Raw genomic sequence first — 17,616 nt, forward strand, 5'->3', positions numbered from 1 at the left:
GACGTACGCGAGCGCTGCGGGGTTGGTGGTGATGTCGACGGTGGTGTACTCGATGCCCTTCTTCTCGAGCACCCGGTAGGTCATGGTGCACTGCACGCACGACGGCTTCGAGTAGACGGTGAGCATCAGTCGTCCCACCGGTCGCCGCGATGCGGGTCGTGCTCGTCGTTGACCGGGGACCAGGCGTGCAGCTCGGCCCACTTCTCGGCGGCGTCGGTGTGTCCGGCGTGGGTGAGGAGGTCGATGATGCCCGTCGCGCGCCAGCACGGCAGCGTCGGAGCGATCGCTTCCGTGACGGCCGGGTTGGAGAGCGTGGCCGCGAAGGCCGCGACGGCCGCCTGGTAGGTCGCCGCCGGGTCGGGCGTGGTCTGCTGCTGCTCGCTCATCGGTGGGTTCCTTCCGGGGTGTGGGCGTCGCCCTCGTCGTCGTCGCTCGCGTGCTCCGCGATCCACAGGTCCGCGGCCTCATCTCGTCCGAATGCTCGCAGGAGTCCGGCCAGCGCGTCGACCTCGGCGCAGCTGAGTCGCACGGCCAGCTCGTCGGCGGTGTCTCCGTGGGAGAACACGGACGCGAACTCGGCCACCGCGTCAAGGAGGGTCGGCTCCTCGGCCGCGGGGCTGGTGGTGATGGTGTCGGACATGGCGTTTGCTCCTCGGTGGTGGTGCGGGTCAGGATTCGGTGCGGGTGAGGGTGTCCACGAACATGACGCCCTCGGGGCCGGGGATCGTGGCGGTGTGTGCCAGCGCCCACCCGTTGCGTGCCAGACCTGAGAGGTCGACGTCGCGCTCGGCGATCCGGCGCAACTGGCTCTGCATCCCGTCCTCGTTCGTGGCCGGGACGAAGGTGCTGACGGTGGTGATCTGCTGCATGTTCTTCCTCTTCCTCATCGTTTTTTTGCCGTCAAGGCGGTTCTCCGCCTTAGCAACCGGAGGGCGCAGTGCAACCCGCAGGGCGGCGGTGGAGAGAGTTTCGGCGCGATGTGAGGGAGCGCAGCGACCGCGTGCCGAAAGTCTCGGAGGAGCCGGTGGCGCAGCCACTTGAACGGAGCCCGTAGGTAGCTACGACCGCAGCGAAGCGGAGGGAGCCGCCGAAGGCTTCACGGCAAAAAAGGGTGTGAGCCCGCACGGCGACCAACGGCGGCCGGCGCAGCCGGGCGACCTCTAGGCGGCGCTTCGTCGCCGCTGCACGAGCGCAGCTCGCGCCTCCCGGAACGGGATCCCCGGGGAGCGTGAGGGGCCCGCCCCTCACGGGCTACCTACCTATATAGGTAGGTAGCCCTCGCTCGATCAGCTCGCGGCGGCCGTCTCGGTGGCGGCGGCTCGGGCTGCCTCCACCTCAGCGGCGGTGTGGTGTCCCTGCACGTCGGCGTAGGCGACTTTGTAGGGGCGGGTTCCGTCGTTCCAGTCGAGCGCGACAGTCACGCTCTTGGGGTTCACGCGGGTAACGACGTGCCAGCCGAAGCGGTGCTTGATCATGTCGCCCTTGGCGATCGTGTCGCGGCTGTGGATCGTGACCCGTCCGGCCGCGGCCTGCGCCTCGCGGACGGCGGTCCAGTAGTCGCGCTGGTCTTCGAGCTGCGCGCGCTGGGTGAGCAGCCGCTCCCGGTAGGCGCCCGTCGCGGGGGCGGTCGTCTCGATGTAGCCGCCACCGAAGTTGTGCGAGCTGCCCTCGATCTTCCGCGTGCAGCCGCGAATGTCGGTATCGAGCCGGTCGATGCGGCGGGCCACCATTCCCGGCGCGTAGCGGGATTCGGTGGTCCCGGCGGCGACGTCGGCGCGGGCGCGGGCGCGGGTGGCCTCGCGGTCGGCCTCGACGCTGCGGCCCATCGCGTTGTGGGCCTTCTCGATCGCGTTGCGGTGCCGCGTCTCGGAGTGGTGGCCGATCTTGATCGGCTCGCCACCCTCCGGGAGCCGGTCGAACGCGCGGCGCGCGGCCGCGTCGGCGGTATCGGCGTCCGCGGCGCGGCGCTCGGCCTTCGCGTCGAGCGCGTCGACCCGGGCGGCCTGGCGCTCGATAGTCGCCGCCTCCGCCTCGGCGGTCGAGCGGAACGTCTCTTCGGCTTTGATCGTGACCTCGTGTCCGGCGTCGCGCAGGGCGGTCGCGGCCCGGTTGATGGTCCACCACTTCGGCAGGCGGTCGCGGGACTGCGGGACGTACCAGGCGCCGATGGAGCGGCCCCAGCGCCAGCCGGACGCCTTCAGGATCTCGGCGGTGCCGTCCCCGCGGCTGGTGCCCTCGATGATCGTTCCGGCTTCGGGCGTGTGGGTGATGGTGAGCATGTCGGTTCTCCTTCTCGGTTCGGGGGGGGTCAGTCGTTGTCGCGGTAGTCGGCGGGCGTCTCGCTGCGGTCGTGCAGCGCGTACGCGGCCGGGAACAGGTCGAGCGCTCGCGCGACGTCGACCGGAACGACGACGTAGGCGCCGGAGGCCATGTAGCCGACGCGATCCGCGGGCAGCGCCTCCACGGGCTCGAAGTGCTGCAGCGTCACCCCGGGAAGCCCCGCGCGGCCCTCGCGGGTGACCAGGTGCACGGCCGGGGTCTGCTCGGTCACCGGGTCGCGGCCACCGGCGCCGACGATGACCACCTGACGGGCGGTCCGGCTGATCCCGTCCGCTCCGGGTCCGTGGTACTCGCTCTTGATGACCTCGGTACGGGTGCCGCGCTGCTGGCTCATGGTGTGTCTCCCTCTGGCTGATCGTTTTTCTTTGCCTCTCCGGCGGGGAAGACCGTTTGAGTGGAGGCGGCGGAGTGACGCCGATCACGAGCGATGTGAGGGAGCGCAGCGACCGCGTTCGGGATCGGTGGCACGCAGCCGGTGGAGCGAAATAGGTTGAAACCGCGGAGAGGTGAAGAAAACAGGTGGAACGGGCCGCCGTGGCGGCTTCCAACCTGCGGCGCGCGGCGCCGCTGCGCGAGGGCATCTCGCGCCCCCGGAACGGGCTCGGAAGCGTCTAGGACGCGGGAGGATGGGTACCTGGTAGGCAAGCGGCCGACGACGGGAATCCCATGCACCTGCTCGAGCTGACTATCGGACCGCGCCACTTCTCGCTGCCGGTCGACGTCGATCGCGTCGGGCTCACGCAGCGCCTCGAACAGGCGGCGGCCGCCGGCGGCGCCTTCGTAGAGATCCCGACGTCGCGCGGAACGACCTCAGCGTTCGTGACGCCCGCGACTGCCGTGTTCCTGGACGTCATCGACGCCCCCGACGAGACGGCCGACGGCCTGGACCCGCGGACCTCCTCGATCGACGTCGACCTGGTGGACAGGTTTTCTAAGTGGTGACGACGCCGCTCTAGCGACCGCGGTCGCCGCGGTCCGGCGCTGGCGTCGGTGAGGTGGCCGGGATCGCTCGGTCACCGCGCTCGGGCGCCGTGGTCAGCGCCGTGGTGGAGAAGCTGCGAGAGACGGTCGCCTGAGCCTGCGCGAGGGCGGTGTCGATCAGAGGGCGCCCGAACGCAGTGCGCGACTTGTCGACCTCGACAGTGCGCGGCTGCCCTTCCGCGGGGGTGTTGTAGCGGCGGAATCGCATCACGGTGGAGCCGGTATCGGCCAGCTGCTCGGCGGCGAACTCAGGGAGGGACCGACCTCCCGGGCCGGCATAAACGTTCCTGGCGTACTCGCTGGGCACCCATCGACCGCCGAGCTCGTCGGCGCCGGCGAGGGCGCGTTCGTAGGAGTCCTGCCAGCGGCCGGCGATCCGCGCTTCCGACAGCTCGAACGGCACCTCGACGTCGATCACTTCGACGCTGTAGCCGGCTGCCGCGAACCGCTGCCCCAGCTCGACCGCCTTCTCGGGCGAAGAGAGCACGGTGTCGATCACGACGTTCTGGCCGTCCCGAATGGCCGCGTCGCGGAGTTGGATAGCGAGAATGGAAGACTCTTCGTGCACGAGCGAGGCCAGCTCGAGCGGGAAGAACTTCTCCCCCGCTGCCTCGGCGGCGCGGACCTCGGGCGGCAGGATCGTGCTGTCGTAGGTGCCGTCCTTGATCGCTTCGGTGAGCAGCGCCCGCTTGAACTCGTCGGCGTCGATGGTGAGCCAGGCGTTGCGGTCGGTGCCGAGCACGTCTCGGAGAACGGTCGATTTACCGGCACCAGGCGGGCCGGCAAGGATGATCGCCTTCCGCTCTTGGCGCACGTCAGGGAATTGTGCGCGGTAGTCGGCCACAAAGCGGTCGTGTAGTTGTTGCCGCGCACCACGCGGCTCGTAATCCTGGTCGGCGCCGAGCCGGAACCACTCTCGGTTGTTCACCGTCGCGTGTTCGCTCTTGGGGCTCAGCGGCCCGCCCGCTCGCGCCCATGCACGCACTGTCTCGCGGTGCTTGGCGATCGCTGACGAGTCCTCCCCAGTCACCGACCTTGCTCGCTGTAGCGGTCCAGGATCTCGTCGTATGTGTCGACGTCGATGAGGTGCTCACTCAGAGCGCGTCGCACCTCTGCAAACTCTCCCGCGTCCGCGGTCGTCCAGTCGTAGCCGTCGCTAGCTGACCCCGGACGGTAGGACCAACGGCCGAGCTCATCGATGACCTGCTCCTTCGTCAGCTCCCCCGCGTCGTAGCGCTGAGCAATCTCGTAAGGCGTTGCGCCAGAGAATCCGGGCCGCACGTCCGACACTGCGGCCGCGGACTTCAATGCGCTGTTGACGGAGGGCTGTGAGATTCCAATTTCTTGCGCGAGCTGCCTCTGCGTGGTGTCCTCCGCAGCGCGGCGCAGCGCGCGAAGATATGACACCCGCGTTACGACCTGCAAGCTGCGCAGCTTGCGGATGGTCTCCCCATCGGGCCTCTGAATGATCGACACGGCAACCACCTCCTATAGAACATTCTATCTGAGGAGGCTGGCCGCCGATAGAAGTCAGCGGGCGTGAGCGGTCGCCAGCTCGGCCCAGTGGGTCGTGGCGCGCAGCGAGAGCGCTTCGCGCTTCATCGTCCAGACCGGCCCCTTGCGGATCCCGGCGAGGCCCAGTCCGACCGCGGAGCGGCCGTGGCGTTTCGTCACGGCGTCGATCGTGGCGCCCAGACCCTTGGAGTCGAAAGCCGTATCGAACACGTCGAGGAAGGCGTGGGAGTCCTTCGGCGACAGGTTGGTGAGGATGACGCCGGCCCGCACGTAGCGGGCGCCCTCGCGCAGCCGCGGGCGCAACGTCGCGATCGCGGCCTTGACGATACCCACCGGGTCGTCGGTGGGCACGGGGAAGCCGGCGAGGCCGCCGGCGGACTCGTACGGCGCGTCCGCGAACGGCGACGTCGACGCGAAGACGCTCATCGTCTTCGTCACCGACCCCTGCGCGCGCAGGCGGTGCGCGGCGCGTTGCGCGTAGACGGAGAGCACCTGCTCCATGTCCGCGATCGTCGTCACCGGAGTGGCGAACGAGCGCGAGAAGATCAGCTGATCCCGGACGGTGCGGGCCGCCTCGAGCGGGATGCAGTCGACCCCGCGCAGCTCGTAGACGGAGCGCTGCAGCACCACGGAGAACTTCTTCCGGATCAGCGCCGGGTCGGCATCGCGCAGGTCCCGGATCGTGTGGATGGACAGCTCCGCGAGGCGCTTCCCGGTGCGGCCGGCCACTCCCCACAGCTCAGTGACGTGCTGCGACGCCATGAGCGCGTCGAGCTGATCGGGCGTGTACCAGTCGGTGTCGCAGACCCCGCCGAGGCGCGGGTGCTTCTTCGCTCCGCCCTTGTTGACGAACTTCGCGAGCGTCTTGCTCGGCCCGAACCCGACGCAGACGGGCAGGCCGACGTTCTTGGCGACGGCGGCGCGCATCGCGCGGCCGATCTTCGCCCGCTCCGCCACGTCGCCGTCGACGCCGAGGAAGCTCTCGTCGATCGAGTAGACCTCCTGCCAGGCGGAGTATCGGCCCAGCAGCTCCATCACGCGGGCGGACAGCTCGCCGTACAGCTCGTAGTTGCTCGAGCGGGCGATGACCTCCGGAAGACGGCCGGAGCGGATCAGGGGTTCGATCTTGAACCAGGGGGTGCCGTTCTCGATGCCGAGCTGCTTCACCTCGTCGGAGCGGGCGACCACGCAGCCGTCGTTGTTCGAGAGGACGACAACGGGCCGGCCGGCGAGCTTGGGGTCGAATAGCCGCTCGCAGGAGACGTAGAAGCTGTTCACGTCGACCAGGCCGACGCGCCGCTCAGAGCGCACGGTGCAGCCGGTGGAGACAGACCGTGACGACGCCCCACACCTGGAGGTCACTCAGCTCGGCGACGTGGATCGGCGGGTACTCCGGGTTCTCCGCCCGCAGCACCACTCCCCCGGGGTGCAGCTCGAGGCGCTTGACGGTCAGCTCGCCGTCGAGGATCGCGATGACCACGCTCCCGTGCGTCGGCGTGATCGACCGGTCGACCACGAGCTCGTCGCCGTCGCTGATGCCCGCGCCGGTCATGCTCTCGCCCGAGACGCGGACGATGAACGTCGAGGTCTTGTCCCGGATGAGGTGGTCGTTGAGGTCGAGGGACCCGTCGAAGTAGTCCTGTGCCGGCGACGGGAACCCGGCAGCCACCGCGTCACTGGTGACGAGGAAGGCGACGGCGACGGCGTCCGAGGCCGGAGTCGCGATGCGCTCCACAACGGTCACGCTCATGGTCGGCCCCCTCCTCGTCTCATCGAACATATGTTCGAATGCGTCCGAGTGTAGGTCGGCCCCACCGACACTCGCTCCCAGCCCGCGCACCGAGCGGGATCGGGTGCTCATACCGGGCGAGTCCTACCCAGATACCTATATAGGTATCTGGGTAGTTTGCTAGGTGGATAGATAGCCATATAGGTTTGCGGCATGCAGACAATGATGATCTACAGCGAGAGCGGCGGTGCGACGAAGAGCACCACCGCGGTCTCCCTGGCGATGGTGGCGGCCGAGGAGGGGCGGCGGGTGATCCTGATCGACCTGGATCCGCGTGGCGCGACCACGAAGTGGCTCGACGCGCAGCCCGTCGACGTCGGGCTCGACGTCGGAGCGATCCTGGGTAACGCCGACCCGAGGGGATGGGCGGACGAGCTCGCCGTGCCTTCGCCCTTTCACTCGAACCTTCGAGTGATCCCGTCCGACCGCAGCGTGAGCGCACGCGAAACGGACGATCCCGGAGAAGTCGGGCATCGCTTGGCGGACTCGCTCGAGGATGTGCCTGCGGACCTCGCGATCATCGACTGCCCGAACCGCCAGGGCGGGTCGCTGATCTACAACGCCCTGACGGCGGCGGAGTCAGTGATCTACGCCGCCACGCCCACCGCTGACGGCGTGGACGGATTCATTGGTGCACAGGAGAGTGTGCGCCGCTACAACGACCTCAGCGACCGCGCAGCGGTCGAGGAGGCCGGCATCATCGTTGGCGGCTACAAGGAGACGATCACGCCGCGAGAGGCTACGCACAGCATCGAGCAGATGCGAGAGACGGGGCTTCTCCTGACTCCGCTCGTCCCGCACCGGACCATCGTCGGAGAGGTCCGGTACTCGCACGACTGGTACGGCAACTTCCGCAAGGGCGCACCCGTCGCCGCCGCATACCGTGAACTCGCACGAAAGGTCATCCGATGACGAACGAAGATCGCCCCGCCAGCCTCCCGCGCCGAGCACAGCCGGCGCCCGACCGCAGCGACCCGATCGCGTCCAAGCCTCGTCCGGCTCCGACGCCCGCACCGGCGCCGGTAGCAGCCCCGGTATCGCGGGCGAATGCGGGCACGGCGGCCACGCCGCCGCGGAAGCAGCCCACGGAGGTTCTGCATGTGGACGTCGATGCCGAGCTGTCGTACTACGTCCAAGACCTGCGAGCCGCGACCGGTCGCACTAAGAAGAACATCGTGGAAACGGCCCTGAACGAGTACCGCGACCGGAACCCGCTCAGCTGAGCCCGAGCCCCTCGAAGATAGCCAGATACCTATATAGGTATCTGGCTATCTTGATTCTCATGCAGAATCTAAATGGCGCTGTTGCACCAGGAGCGAACGGCGGATTCGAATCGCTCTGGATCGGCGTTCCATTCGAGGGCGTGGCCGGCGGGGTCGCTGGCGATCAGCGTCGCATTCACGTGCGCGTTGCTGAACGAACGGGAGTCGCTGAACGGCGTGGTGCGATCACCCCCCGAATGAATCAGGAGCACCGGTATGCGTAGTGGTGCGGCTGCGTCTATCCAGTCGAGTGCTTTGAAGTTGAGAGGAACTGGTGAGCCCAGTAGACGACTGACACCGCGGGCGCCGAGAGCCCATGTGGCGGCCGCAGCGACGACACGGGGGACTCCGGCGTTAGCGGCGCTGAAGAGCACGCTGTTGCGCCAACTGAGGACGGGGGAGACAAGGATCAAGCCTGCGATTCTGGATCGGTGCGACGAGCTCGTGGCGAGGCGCAACGCCATTGAGGCGCCGCTGGACCAGCCGACGAGGACGACCCGGCGCGCTCCCCGCTCGAGAGCGAGCGCGATCGCAGCGTCGACGTCGACCCATTCGGTCTGACCGAGCGTGAACGCATTGAGTGGCGCCGTTGGGCCTTCTCCGTCACCGCGGAAGGAAGGCACCAGTGAGGTGTAGCCGGTGCCTCTGAGTGCATGCACGGAGCGAAAGGCAGCGTCTCGGCCGGACAGACTGCCGTGGATGTGGATCGCCCAAGTGTCTGCGGCGTCTCCTTTGCCGGAAAACAACCAGGCAGGCGCCTGTCCAAGCTCGGTTTCGACGGTCACCTCGCGGGCGTCCGGGTCGAGTTCTCGGGCCGTCGCGAACACATTCCCGATGGGTCGACTCAGGGAGCCGGCCGTGGGGGAGGGGGCATCAGCATTGAGTGTGAGGATGCGTTCGATCCCGTCTGGTCCGCTTCGCAGGATCGGACCGAGGACCGCGTGGCGGGTTTCGTCGTCGTAGAGCAGGCCGAGCTTGCCGTTCTGCTTCGTGATCGGAGTAGGACCGAGGACGATGCGATCGGGCGTCGGAACCGCGACGATCGGTGTTGGGCGGCTGCGCTGCGGTCGGATGACACGGCGCGCAACGGTGGCGACGACCGCGGCTCCGGCGACGCCGACACCAACTGCGGGGATCGCGACCCAGAGTGCGCTCACCGGCTATGCGGCCTTCCGGAAGCCGCCGCCGATCACTCGCGGAGTGAACGCCTGGTCGGGAGCGATGAGCGTGCGGACCCGAGCGACAGCTGCATTCTCGTCAAAGGTGAACGCGCCCTCTCCGCGAACCTCAGCGTTCTTCGTGAGCACGAGGATCTGTTGAGCGTGTGCGATCAATCGCCGGTCGCTCAGGTAGGTCGTGAACGGTGGTCGCTCGATGAGGCCGTGTCGGACGGCGGCCTTCGATGCTCGAGCGACGTCGATCCGGCGACGGAGAGGAACGACGATCGCCGTCCACCCGATGCCGAGCATGATGATGAGAAGACCGAGGAAGAACGGTATCTCAGCGGCGTTCCACGCGGAGTAGCGGAAGGCGTCTCCGCCGTAGCCGAAGTGAGAGGCTGTGAGGAAGGCAATCTCGATCAAGCAGCCGATCGTGGTGATGGCGAATCCGGTGATGAAGACGAGCTGAACCCCGCGCCAGTTGCGACGCGCGTTGATGATCGAGGAGACGGATAGCCACACGAGAGTCGCCATGTAGGCCGATCCGTAGAGCCAGACGGCGGTCTGGTCGAGGCGGTCGATGATGAAGTCGACGCTTGTGCGGCCCCGGTTGCCGATCAGCAGGAACGGCACGATGTAGGAGCCGAACATGATCGCCAGGCCCCACCGACTGCCGACGCGGCCTTCGCCGCCGGCGCGCCGTCCGAGCGCTTCGCGGAAGAACCAGAAGGCCGATGCTGCTGCCAGGTCGCGGACGAGGGTGATGACGTTGGTGCCACCCAGTAGCGCGTCATATGTGAAGAAGGGGATGGGGAATCCGTAGGTGGAGAGTGCGACGGCACCGCTCACCGTGGCCCAGAAAGCGGGACGCGCTGCGGGCTTCGCTGCGGCGCGAGGAGCCCGCACAAGCACCAGCGCAATGAGAAGCGCTAGGCAAACCTGTTGGATCATCCGAAATACGTTTCTTCGCTCGTCCGATTGAGTGTCTGGATACGGCGGACCATCGCGAAAGCTACTTCCTCGATGGCAATCTCCGCCTTCGCTTCTGTGCTTTCTGGATCATCTGTCGGGGCACAGAGGTGTGTGGCTCCGTGCCGCCGGCCCGGATGGATCAGCCGCGGGATCTGCTCGCTGAACCAGGCGTCCGGAGCGTAGACGAAGAGGATGTGCGCAAGCTCATGGCACGCGTTCTGGCTCTGGTAGTGGAGCTCGTCGCTCTCTCGGCAGACGACGGTGCCGAACTCGGCTGTGTCGATCCAGAGCCCTGTCACTGATTTGAGGTCAGCGCTGGCGGAGGCGATCAGATAGATCGGCTTGCCGTAGACCTTCTCGACGGACGATTGAAGATCGTCCCACGTCGCGGCGGCCGGAAGTCCGAGCCTGCTCACGAACTCGTCGGCCGCCTGAACGATCGATCCACTGCGGCCTTGGCCACTGCGGCGGAGCATCCGCCACCGGCCGCGACCTCGTTCCGTGGAGTCTGACGGCATCGATGGACTCCGTTCGCCTGGCCGGGAGAAGCTCATCCACTTTAGACGGCATTCCGGGCGCGAGCGGAGCTGCGTGGCCCTACAGGACGGCGCGGCCGGCTATCGACGTAGCTCGGTGACGATTTCGGACACGACGGCGGCGATGCCGCGTAGCTCGTCGGGCTCGATTGTTCCGAGCGATCGGGCGGCGACGCGCTCGATGCCGAGCGAGCGCATGGTGCCGTCGAACCCGAGGCGGGCTTCCACGGCCTCGACCAGCTCGGGGTCGTCTCTGAGCAAGTAGTCGGGGTCGACGTCGAGTGCTTCGGCCACGGCGAAGAGCACTTCGACTCGTGGTGCCGAGGGGAGTTGCCCGGCCATGAGCAGGCCCCATTCCTGGCGATCGATCGAGGCCCCGCTGAGGAGAAGGATCTCGGAAATTCTGGTGCGGGAGGTAGTGGCGTCGAGGCCTCGTGAAGTGAAGACCAGTGAGAGACGACGCGCCAATTCGGCGGGACGTAGAGCGCTGGATTCCTCAGTCGGCATGGATTCGCCGTCTGTGACGTAGCTGACCAGTTCCTTAAAGGCTACTCGGCCCTGAAGCTGCTTCACGAGCGAGTCCAAATCGGCGTTCGTGGCGTGCGCGAGCGCGAGAAGAACAGGGACAGGCATGTCCCGTTCTCCCTTGATGTACCGAAGGACGGTCCGGTAGGGCAGGCCGGCTCGCTCAGCCGCGGCCTTCACGTTGAAACCGGCGTCGTAGATGGCGCTCTTGACGGCCTCGCCTATGACGGCATTGACGTTCGTTGAGTCCACCTCCACACCACGATTCTAGGTCGGCGGCTACCGACGTGCCGTCAGTGTAGACAGTCAGTGTCCCATTTGGGCATCTACGAGTGTCCAAACGGGCAGTTTGGGACTAGATTGTGATGAAGGCAACGAGGGGAACCAACGACATGAAGCACACGAAGCACACCGGCACCGGCCTCTGCGCCGCGATGGCCGCTGCGGCTGTGCTCGCATTGGCAGGGTGCTCGGGCGCTGCTCCCGAAACAGCACGAACTGCACCGACGCCGACCGCCCAGATCCCTTCTGCATCGGGCTCGACTGCGGCCAGCACGGCTGAGGCGACGCCGACTGCGGCCGCCGCTCCGGTCGACTCTGAGCCGGTTCCCGTTCCGGGAGTCGAGAACGACGCGCTTGCCCTCGCGGCCTCGGCAGTGACGGCGTTCTGCCGCCCGACGCTCGACTACGACACCTGGATCGCGGAGCTCTACCCGTTCCTGACTCAGCAAGCGGCGATCGCCTACGAGACGGTCGATCCGATGAACGTGCCCTGCACGTCGTTGACCGGCGATGCTCGGGTCCGGGACGGCGACGGCACGTTCACCATTCGCGTTCTGGTGCCCACCGACGCTGGGGACTACTCGGTCTACGTCCACCGTGCTGTAGAGACGGCGCCCTGGGGCGTCGAGCAGATCACCCCCCTGGCCTCGGAGTAGGCCGGTGCAGAAGGGGGGAATTGGGGTACTGGCGGCGGTTATGGTGCCGATCGTCACCGTGGCGCTACTGCTGTGGGTGCTGTTCTTCGGCGGATCGGCCGCGGCCGCATGCCTACCTGGTGGAGGCCCGGTCAACGTGTCCGCGATCCCGGCGGACGCGAAGGTCGGGGCCTACGGGCACGACCAGCTCGTGAACGCAGCACTGATCGTCAATGCAGGTGCAGCGAAGGGGCTCGGCGCGGACGGGCAGACGCTCGGTGTCCAGACGGCGATCGGGGAGTCCTCGCTGGTGAATATCACCTACGGCGACGGCGCGATCAACCCGGACGGATCGGTCGCTGACTCGATCGGCCTGTTCCAGCAGCAGTCGAGCTGGGGCACCGTCGAGCAGCGCATGGACCCGACGACCTCGGCGGGCTTCTTCTACGACCGCCTCGTGGCCGTCGAGGGCTGGCCGGCAATGGAGCCCTCCATCGCGATCAACAAGGTCCAGCGCAACGCCGACCCGAACCACTACACGAAGTACCGCGCCGACGCCGTGGCGATCATGACCTACCTGAACGGGCTCGGTAGCAGCACGACGGGGCCGGCGACGACCGGCGCACCGGTCAGTGTTCCGTCGACGCCGACCAGCACCACGCCTACGACGGCTGCGCCGGTCGGTGGATGCGTAGCCGTGTCCGGAGACGCGCAGGCCCTCGCCGCCGGACTCGTGACGGCGATGGACGAGGGGCGCCTGCGCCTACTCGAGGACCGCTACGCGCAGCAGATCCGCGACATGGCCGCCGGGACCGCCAAAGAGAACTGCGGCATCGACGTCCGGATCCTCCAGGTCATCACCATCGCGCTGAACACGTTCGGGAAGGTCGGCGTCTCCGACCTCAACCGACAGTGCACCGGCTCGCTCCTGGGCGCAGGCACCGGCTCCTCGCACTGGATCAATGGCGGCGGTCACGCGGTCGACTTCTTCTCCTTCGACGGCACGGCCACCACCGGCTGCGACCCCAACGCGCTGAAACTCCTCACCGTTCTGGACCCGCAGGTGCCCCAGGGCTCCCGGGCCGGCCAAATCCAGTGCCGCTCGACCAGCTACGAGCACATCACTCAGTTCACCGATACCCCGAACCACCTCCACTTCGACGTGGGGTTCGCGGACGGACCCCTCACCACCGGATAACCGGACCTCTTCGGCGTCGCGACCGCGACGTCGATCCCCCCAGCACCACCAACGAAACGGAGCACCTCATGTCCCTGCTCGCAGCGACGACCGACATCCTCACCACCGCAGGCGCGCTCGGCGCCGTCGTGCCCGACCCGGGACCCGGCGGCATGCCCCCCGGGTTCGAGGCCTTTACCACCGTCATGGGCTGGGCCAAGTGGGTCGGCCTCGGCGTCGCCGTCGTCGGCCTGATCATCCTCGGCGTCACCATGACCGTCTCCGCCCGCCGCGGCGAAGGCGGAGAGATCGGCGGCTGGCTCGGCCGCCTGCTCGTCGGCGTGATCATCGTGTCCGCCGCGTTCACGATCGTCGGCTTCCTCATGGGCGCGTAGCGTCCGGAGGAAACCGACCGCATCACCAACGAAAGGCACGACGTCATGAGCGACACGGAGTCCCGCAACCCGTTCACCAGTCGAGGATTCATCTTCGGAGCCATCATCTTCGGAGTCCTCGTGCTGGCGGCGATCCTCCTCGCGATTACGTCCCTGGGCGGAGGTGGCGGGCAGAGTGCTCCCGCCACCTCCGCGACGCCCGCCGTCACCGCCTCACCGGAAACCGACACCGCCGCAGCAAGCGTCTGCAACCTTCCCGGTTACGACGAGAGCGGAACGCTCTCGACGGCACCTGTCACCGACTGGACCATCGTCGGCACGATGGCCGCACCGTCGTCGGACACCGCCGGCCCCGGCGTGATCGGAGAGGACGGGCTGCGCAGCTGCTACGCGCACACCGTCGAAGGATCGCTCTTCTCGGTGGCGAACCTCTGGGCGATGGGAACGGATGGGCGCCTGGCCGACGCCGTTCTCGAGCGCCAGACCGCGCCTGGCGCTGGTCGCGATGCCGCGATCGCCGCGGACATTCCCCAGAGCAACACCGGAGGCAGTGTCCAGATCGTCGGCTTCCGCGTGAGCTCGTACACCGCGGACGAAGCCACGATCGACATCGCCTTCCGCTCTAACACCAATCAGCTCCTCAGCTTCCCCGCTCCCGTGACGTGGGTCGACGGCGACTGGAAGTCGGTGTTGACCGCTGACGGTCAGCCGCCGTTCCGTCCGACCGCACTCACCAGCTTGGGCGGCTATATCCCTTGGGCAGGTACCGAATGACAGTGACTCCACCCGCAGGCGAGCCCTGCGCAGCGTGGGACGTCGTGTGCTGGTCATCAGCAGGCATCGGCGAAGTCGTCTCGAAGGCGTCTAACGACGCCTTGCAGCAGTTCGTGAACAACATCTTGGAGGGCTTCGGCAAAGCGGTCGTCTCGCTCGGCACCCTCTGGGTGAACGTTCCCTCCCCGGTGACCGTGGTCGACCGGGGAGGCGGCGTTAACGGTGGCGGTACCCCGCCCCTGCCGGAAGCGTTCGAGACGATCCTCGGCTACGTGACGTGGGTCGCGGCGGGCCTCGCGGTCATGTCGCTCATCATCGCCGGCGTCATGATGAGCACCCGTCGCCGCCACGGCGACGGCGAGGCGCACATGGGACGCATCGGCGTCATCATCTTCGCCGTCTTCCTGCTCTCCTCCGCCTCAGCGCTCGTCACGGGGTTCCTACCCCTGGCGCTGCACCTCAACGAATCTTCGAGCGTCGTCGGCTGGGTGCAAGGGCAGCTCGAGTGGTACGCCGGAGGACTCGCGATCCTGTCGATCCTCGTCGCCGCCGGCCGCATGGTCTGGACGCAGCGTGCGGGCGAGTTGCGCACCCTCGCCCGGTCGGTACTGACGCTGATCGCCGTCGCCGGCGCGGGACTCGTCGTGATCCGTCTCGCCACGCAGGCAGGCGACGCCTTCTCGATCTGGATCCTCAACAACTCCACCGACTGCGACGTCACCAACGGTGAGAGCAACTGCTTCGGCACGAACATCTTCGCGATGATTTCGCTGACCGCAACGTCGGGTATCGGCCTCATCGGCTTGTTCCTCCTCGGCATCCTCGCCGTGCTCATGACCTACGTTCAGATCGCGCTCATGGTGTTCCGCGGCGCGATGCTCGTCGTCCTCGCCGGCATCTTCCCGATCGCTGCGGCCGCGACCAATACGGAAATCGGGCAGCAGTGGTTCAAGAAGACGATGGCCTGGACCCTCGCCTTCATCCTCTACAAGCCCGCCGCGGCGATCGTCTACGCGATCGCGTTCCGGATGACCGGCACTGATCTGTTCAAGTCGGACGGGACCGGGCTGTTCCAGATCGTCACGGGCCTCGCGCTGATGCTCATCGCGCTCGTGGCCCTGCCCGCGCTGATGCGCTTCCTCGTCCCCGCTGTCGCCTCGGTGGGCGGTGGCGGTGGCGGTGCAGGCCTCCTGCTCGGTGCGGCCGCGGCCGGTGGAGCGGCGGAGATTGCCAGCGGAGCAATCCGCTCGCGCAGCGGAGGCGACAGCGGCGGGGGCGGAGGGTCGCCCGGCGGCGGTGGCTTCGGCTCCGCACCGTCCGGCAGTAGCGCCTCCGCCGGCAGCAAGGGGTCACCCGCGGCGACTCCGGCCGCCTCCGGTGCAGGCGGCGGCGCAGCAGCAGGCGGTGGCGCAGCTGGCGGAGCTGCGGCCGGCGGTGGTGCGGCAGCGGGCGGTGCGGCGGCAGGCGGTGGTGCCGCAGCCGCGGCAGGAGGCCCGATCGGTGTCGGCCTTGCGGTGGCAGGGAAGGCCGCCGAAGGCGCGAAGCACGCAGCAGGGGCGGTCAAGGCCGCCACGGACGACGCCACTGGCGGCAACGGAAGCGGGAACTGATGAGCACGGCAACTCCTACGCGCAGCGCTGAGGCGCCGCGCACGTACGGCAATTGGCGTCGCCCGCAGACTGCGGGACTCGGCGGCCTCGGACAGCTCGCCACGGGCGTGCTGTTCGTCGGCATCCTCTCCTCGATCATCGCGTCGATGTTCTCCGGCCTCGGGGCCGCGCTCGTCGTCGCCGCGATCTTCGGCGGGATCTTGCTGACGGTTTCGGTGAAGGACAAGCACGGGCAGAGCGCCCTCGGAAGGACGGTGAATCGCGTGAACTGGATGCGGACGAAGGCCAAGGGAGCGAACGTCTACCGTTCAGGTCCCGCGGGTCGGGCGAAGTGGGGCACGTTCCAGCTCCCCGGACTCGCGGCGGCGTCGCAGCTCTCCGAGCACGAGGACTCGCACGGGCGCCGATTCGCTCTCGTGCACGTCCCCTCCACCAAGCACTACACCGTCGTGATCGCTACCGAGCCGGACGGCGCCGCGCTGGTGGATCAGGAGCAGGTCAACAACCAGGTCGCGGAGTACGGCATTTGGCTCTCCAACCTTGGAGACGAGCCCGGCATCGAGGCCGCCTCCGTCACCGTCGAGACGGCCCCCGACACCGGTACGCGCCTGCGCTCGGAGGTCGAGGGGTCGATGGACCCGGATGCGCCGGAGTTCGCTCGAGCGATGCTCTCGGAGGTCGTGAGCAGCTACCCGGTCGGGTCGGCCACTATCCGCGCCTACGTCGCGATCACCTTCTCTTCCCTGTCTCGCATCGGCGGGAAGCGCCGCAACGCGAAGGAGGTCGCCGCCGACCTCGCCGCCCGCCTGCCTGGCCTGACGACGAGCCTCGCCTCGACAGGGGCCGGCGCTGCACGGCCGCTCGGTGCTCAGGAGCTGTGCGAGGTGATCCGGATCGCCTACGACCCCGCCGCCGCCGTCCTGATCGATGAGGCCCGCGCCTCCGGGGACGTGCCCGAGCTGTCGTGGACGGACGTCGGCCCCGCGGCCGCGGAGTCCCGGTGGGAGTCGTACCGGCACGACGGCGCTGTGTCGACGTCGTGGACGATGACCTCCCCGCCGCGCGGCGTCGTGCAGTCCGGGATCCTCGCGCGCCTGCTGGCTCCGCACCGCGACGTCGCTCGCAAGCGCGTCACCCTGCTCTACCGCCCCATCGACCCGGCCCGCGCCGCGGCGATCGTGGAGGCGGACCTGAACGCGGCGCAGTTCAACAGCTCCGCGTCGACCAAGCCCACCGCCCGCTCGACCCTCTCCACCCGCTCCGCCCAGGCGACCGCGGCGGAGGAGGCCTCCGGTGCTGGCCTGCTCAACTTCGGCCTGATCGTCACCGCGACGACCACTGACGCTGTGCACGAGGCGGACGCGCGCGCGGCGATCGACTCGCTGACCGCCGCGGCGCGTCTTCGGGTGCGGCCGGCGTTCGGGTCGCAGGACACCGTTTTCGCTGCGGGTCTGCCGCTGGGCCTCGTGCTTCCGCGTCACCTGCGCCTGCCCACCGAAGTGAGGGAGTCCCTGTGAGCCTGATCACCCGCCTGTTCTCCTCGAACAGCGACAACGAGCTCGAGCCCGGCGAGGACGTCCTGCCCGACGGAGCGGTCACCGCCGCCCACGGCGATACGACGGGGGAGGAGCTGACCGGCGACGGCCTGCCCACCGGTGCCGTG

23 protein-coding genes are annotated in these 17,616 nt (G+C 68.1%); 9 read left to right on the plus strand and 14 right to left on the minus strand.

Going from position 1 to position 17,616, the window contains the following annotated elements:
- From C5C53_RS14825 to C5C53_RS14850, 6 genes are all read right to left on the minus strand, one after another.
- A partial coding sequence (locus C5C53_RS14825; RefSeq protein ID WP_146080940.1) for a glutaredoxin family protein occupies positions 1-129 on the minus strand: 129 nt, incomplete at its 3' end.
- Positions 126-386 carry a hypothetical protein gene (locus C5C53_RS14830; RefSeq protein ID WP_104258231.1) on the minus strand — a complete coding sequence of 87 codons (261 nt, stop codon included), beginning with the start codon at positions 384-386 and terminating at the stop codon, positions 126-128. The genes C5C53_RS14825 and C5C53_RS14830, both read right to left, overlap by 4 nt.
- Positions 383-640: a hypothetical protein gene (locus C5C53_RS14835; protein WP_219812386.1), complete on the minus strand. Its 258-nt coding sequence runs from the start codon at positions 638-640 to the stop codon at positions 383-385. The genes C5C53_RS14830 and C5C53_RS14835 overlap by 4 nt, the downstream gene beginning before the upstream one ends.
- Positions 641-668: 28 nt before the next feature.
- Positions 669-869: a hypothetical protein gene (locus tag C5C53_RS14840; protein WP_104234445.1), complete on the minus strand. Its 201-nt coding sequence runs from the start codon at positions 867-869 to the stop codon at positions 669-671.
- Positions 870-1,286: 417 nt separating this feature from the next.
- A complete protein-coding gene (locus C5C53_RS14845; RefSeq protein ID WP_104234444.1) occupies positions 1,287-2,279 on the minus strand; it encodes a DUF3560 domain-containing protein in 993 nt (330 codons plus the stop codon).
- 29 nt (positions 2,280-2,308) lie between these two features.
- Complete coding sequence (locus C5C53_RS14850) at positions 2,309-2,674, minus strand: hypothetical protein (protein ID WP_104234443.1); 366 nt, start codon at positions 2,672-2,674, stop codon at positions 2,309-2,311.
- Between the two features lie 332 nt (positions 2,675-3,006).
- Here C5C53_RS14850 and C5C53_RS14855 point away from each other — a divergent pair, with 332 nt between their 5' ends.
- Complete coding sequence (locus C5C53_RS14855; protein WP_104234442.1) at positions 3,007-3,282, plus strand: hypothetical protein; 276 nt, start codon at positions 3,007-3,009, stop codon at positions 3,280-3,282.
- Positions 3,283-3,292: 10 nt separating this feature from the next.
- Here the strand turns inward: C5C53_RS14855 and C5C53_RS14860 are convergent, their stop codons facing one another.
- Genes C5C53_RS14860 through C5C53_RS14875 form a run of 4 tightly spaced genes read right to left on the minus strand, consistent with a single transcriptional unit; the run spans position 3,293 to position 6,586 of the window.
- A complete protein-coding gene (locus C5C53_RS14860) occupies positions 3,293-4,351 on the minus strand; it encodes a zeta toxin family protein (RefSeq protein ID WP_181028843.1) in 1,059 nt (352 codons plus the stop codon).
- Positions 4,348-4,797, minus strand: coding sequence for a winged helix-turn-helix transcriptional regulator (locus tag C5C53_RS14865; protein WP_104234441.1), 450 nt, complete (start codon positions 4,795-4,797; stop codon positions 4,348-4,350). Before C5C53_RS14865 ends, C5C53_RS14860 begins: the two co-directional genes overlap by 4 nt.
- A 54-nt stretch (positions 4,798-4,851) precedes the next feature.
- A complete protein-coding gene (locus C5C53_RS14870) occupies positions 4,852-6,147 on the minus strand; it encodes a Y-family DNA polymerase (RefSeq protein WP_104258230.1) in 1,296 nt (431 codons plus the stop codon).
- A complete protein-coding gene (locus C5C53_RS14875; protein ID WP_104234439.1) occupies positions 6,137-6,586 on the minus strand; it encodes a LexA family transcriptional regulator in 450 nt (149 codons plus the stop codon). Before C5C53_RS14875 ends, C5C53_RS14870 begins: the two co-directional genes overlap by 11 nt.
- A 192-nt stretch (positions 6,587-6,778) precedes the next feature.
- Here C5C53_RS14875 and C5C53_RS14880 point away from each other — a divergent pair, with 192 nt between their 5' ends.
- Complete coding sequence (locus C5C53_RS14880; RefSeq protein ID WP_104234438.1) at positions 6,779-7,537, plus strand: ParA family protein; 759 nt, start codon at positions 6,779-6,781, stop codon at positions 7,535-7,537.
- Positions 7,534-7,848, plus strand: a complete 315-nt coding sequence (locus tag C5C53_RS16840; RefSeq protein WP_146084680.1) for a hypothetical protein — start codon at positions 7,534-7,536, stop codon at positions 7,846-7,848. Before C5C53_RS14880 ends, C5C53_RS16840 begins: the two co-directional genes overlap by 4 nt.
- A 68-nt stretch (positions 7,849-7,916) precedes the next feature.
- Here C5C53_RS16840 and C5C53_RS14885 read toward each other — a convergent pair whose 3' ends face one another.
- From C5C53_RS14885 to C5C53_RS14900, 4 genes are all read right to left on the minus strand, one after another.
- Positions 7,917-9,044: a S9 family peptidase gene (locus tag C5C53_RS14885; RefSeq protein WP_104234437.1), complete on the minus strand. Its 1,128-nt coding sequence runs from the start codon at positions 9,042-9,044 to the stop codon at positions 7,917-7,919.
- A gap of 3 nt (positions 9,045-9,047) precedes the next feature.
- Positions 9,048-9,998: a hypothetical protein gene (locus C5C53_RS14890; RefSeq protein WP_104234436.1), complete on the minus strand. Its 951-nt coding sequence runs from the start codon at positions 9,996-9,998 to the stop codon at positions 9,048-9,050.
- A complete protein-coding gene (locus tag C5C53_RS14895; protein WP_146079343.1) occupies positions 9,995-10,537 on the minus strand; it encodes a hypothetical protein in 543 nt (180 codons plus the stop codon). Before C5C53_RS14895 ends, C5C53_RS14890 begins: the two co-directional genes overlap by 4 nt.
- Before the next feature lie 99 nt (positions 10,538-10,636).
- Positions 10,637-11,338 carry a helix-turn-helix transcriptional regulator gene (locus C5C53_RS14900; RefSeq protein ID WP_104234434.1) on the minus strand — a complete coding sequence of 234 codons (702 nt, stop codon included), beginning with the start codon at positions 11,336-11,338 and terminating at the stop codon, positions 10,637-10,639.
- Positions 11,339-11,472: 134 nt separating this feature from the next.
- Between C5C53_RS14900 and C5C53_RS16845 the strand changes: the two genes are divergently transcribed.
- The 6 genes from C5C53_RS16845 to C5C53_RS14930 all read left to right on the plus strand — a co-directional run bounded on the left by C5C53_RS16845 (position 11,473) and on the right by C5C53_RS14930 (position 17,470).
- On the plus strand, positions 11,473-12,018 hold the full coding sequence (locus C5C53_RS16845) for a hypothetical protein (protein WP_146079342.1): 546 nt from the start codon (positions 11,473-11,475) through the stop codon (positions 12,016-12,018).
- Positions 12,019-12,058: 40 nt separating this feature from the next.
- Entirely contained in the window at positions 12,059-13,195 is a 1,137-nt protein-coding gene (locus C5C53_RS14910; RefSeq protein ID WP_104234432.1) for a hypothetical protein, read from the plus strand.
- 68 nt (positions 13,196-13,263) lie between these two features.
- Positions 13,264-13,569 (plus strand): hypothetical protein, encoded by a 306-nt coding sequence (locus C5C53_RS14915; RefSeq protein ID WP_104234431.1) that lies wholly within the window; start codon positions 13,264-13,266, stop codon positions 13,567-13,569.
- 45 nt (positions 13,570-13,614) lie between these two features.
- Positions 13,615-14,343, plus strand: coding sequence for a hypothetical protein (locus C5C53_RS14920; RefSeq protein WP_104234430.1), 729 nt, complete (start codon positions 13,615-13,617; stop codon positions 14,341-14,343).
- 2 nt (positions 14,344-14,345) lie between these two features.
- Complete coding sequence (locus C5C53_RS14925; RefSeq protein ID WP_146079341.1) at positions 14,346-15,953, plus strand: hypothetical protein; 1,608 nt, start codon at positions 14,346-14,348, stop codon at positions 15,951-15,953.
- Positions 15,953-17,470 (plus strand): SCO6880 family protein, encoded by a 1,518-nt coding sequence (locus tag C5C53_RS14930; protein WP_181127782.1) that lies wholly within the window; start codon positions 15,953-15,955, stop codon positions 17,468-17,470. Before C5C53_RS14925 ends, C5C53_RS14930 begins: the two co-directional genes overlap by 1 nt.
- Positions 17,471-17,616 lie beyond the last annotated feature (146 nt).

Origin of the sequence: Rathayibacter sp. AY1E3 (assembly GCF_002932235.1) — a bacterium.
Lineage (GTDB): Bacteria > Actinomycetota > Actinomycetes > Actinomycetales > Microbacteriaceae > Rathayibacter.

Bases quoted from the DNA above. Each gene is read 5' to 3' on its own strand.
- C5C53_RS14930 (WP_181127782.1), top strand. From the start codon at position 15,953: ATGAGCACGGCAACTCCTACGCGCAGCGCTGAGGCGCCGCGCACGTAC.
- C5C53_RS14890 (WP_104234436.1), bottom strand. From the start codon at position 9,998: ATGATCCAACAGGTTTGCCTAGCGCTTCTCATTGCGCTGGTGCTTGTG.
- C5C53_RS16845 (WP_146079342.1), top strand. From the start codon at position 11,473: ATGAAGCACACGAAGCACACCGGCACCGGCCTCTGCGCCGCGATGGCC.
- C5C53_RS14915 (WP_104234431.1), top strand. From the start codon at position 13,264: ATGTCCCTGCTCGCAGCGACGACCGACATCCTCACCACCGCAGGCGCG.
- C5C53_RS14875 (WP_104234439.1), bottom strand. From the start codon at position 6,586: ATGAGCGTGACCGTTGTGGAGCGCATCGCGACTCCGGCCTCGGACGCC.
- C5C53_RS16840 (WP_146084680.1), top strand. From the start codon at position 7,534: ATGACGAACGAAGATCGCCCCGCCAGCCTCCCGCGCCGAGCACAGCCG.
- C5C53_RS14845 (WP_104234444.1), bottom strand. From the start codon at position 2,279: ATGCTCACCATCACCCACACGCCCGAAGCCGGAACGATCATCGAGGGC.
- C5C53_RS14850 (WP_104234443.1), bottom strand. From the start codon at position 2,674: ATGAGCCAGCAGCGCGGCACCCGTACCGAGGTCATCAAGAGCGAGTAC.
- C5C53_RS14920 (WP_104234430.1), top strand. From the start codon at position 13,615: ATGAGCGACACGGAGTCCCGCAACCCGTTCACCAGTCGAGGATTCATC.
- C5C53_RS14835 (WP_219812386.1), bottom strand. From the start codon at position 640: ATGTCCGACACCATCACCACCAGCCCCGCGGCCGAGGAGCCGACCCTC.
- C5C53_RS14880 (WP_104234438.1), top strand. From the start codon at position 6,779: ATGCAGACAATGATGATCTACAGCGAGAGCGGCGGTGCGACGAAGAGC.
- C5C53_RS14895 (WP_146079343.1), bottom strand. From the start codon at position 10,537: ATGCCGTCAGACTCCACGGAACGAGGTCGCGGCCGGTGGCGGATGCTC.
- C5C53_RS14840 (WP_104234445.1), bottom strand. From the start codon at position 869: ATGCAGCAGATCACCACCGTCAGCACCTTCGTCCCGGCCACGAACGAG.
- C5C53_RS14910 (WP_104234432.1), top strand. From the start codon at position 12,059: ATGGTGCCGATCGTCACCGTGGCGCTACTGCTGTGGGTGCTGTTCTTC.
- C5C53_RS14830 (WP_104258231.1), bottom strand. From the start codon at position 386: ATGAGCGAGCAGCAGCAGACCACGCCCGACCCGGCGGCGACCTACCAG.
- C5C53_RS14855 (WP_104234442.1), top strand. From the start codon at position 3,007: ATGCACCTGCTCGAGCTGACTATCGGACCGCGCCACTTCTCGCTGCCG.